General features: G+C 57.6%; 1 protein-coding gene. It reads right to left on the bottom strand.

The window, feature by feature from the left end; all coding sequences use genetic code 11:
* Window positions 1-54: 54 nt before the first annotated feature.
* Window positions 55-753, bottom strand: coding sequence for an IS6 family transposase (locus AC0QTX_RS27505; protein WP_474606965.1), 699 nt, complete (start codon window positions 751-753; stop codon window positions 55-57).
* Between the last annotated feature and the right edge of the window lie 60 nt (window positions 754-813).

The following is an 813-nucleotide window of genomic DNA, read 5'->3' as shown; positions in this document are numbered from 1 at the left end:
GGCTTTGTTGCATTAACTCGAAAATGGGCAAACGAATCCAGTCGAATGGGTCACTCAGGCCGCAAGGCCGAAGAGCTGGTTCACAAGGCGGATTTCGCCAATCACGTCGCGCTGTGCCTGGCCGCAATGGCCGCGGCGGATCATCCGCATCACCTCGAAGCCTTTGATGGTGGCGGAGGCTGTTGCCATCCTCTGAAAGCCGCGGGTCGGCCGTATCACGCGCTTGAGCGCTCCATGGTCGGCCTCAATGATGTTATTCAAATATTTCGAGGTGCGGTGCTCAACATTCTTCGCCAGCAAGCCTTCCTCCTGCAGGCGCTGGATTGCCTTGGGATACGACGCCAGTTTGTCAGTCGTAATAGAGGATGGTGGATAGTCGCTCACCGTCTTCAGGGCTTTGCGCAGGAAGCGATACGCCACTCTGGTGTTGCGGCGGTCTGACAGCATGAAGTCGATCAGCTGGCCGTGCTTGTCGACAGCCCTGAACAGATACTTCCATTTTCCACCGACCCGCACATAGGTCTCGTCGACCCGCCATGACTCAGATCGATAGCCCTGATAACGGCGAACTCGCTTCTCAATCTCTGGGGCGTAACGCTGAACCCAACGAAAGATCGTGCTTGGGTCGACCGCGACGCCGCGCTCCTGCATCATCTCAGCTAGATCGCGGTAGCTGATGCCATACTTGCAGTACCAGCGGACGCACAGGAGGATAATCTCGACGGGAAAGCGGCGGCGCTTGAACAGAGACAACAGGGCGGCTCCTCGACTGGCCGCTTTCCTCTAAACTGCCAAGGTTAATGCAACGGCGCC

The organism is Microvirga sp. jy35 (assembly GCF_056148915.1).
Note: the sequence above shows the minus strand (reverse complement) of the source record. Positions and strands in the feature narration are given on the sequence as shown.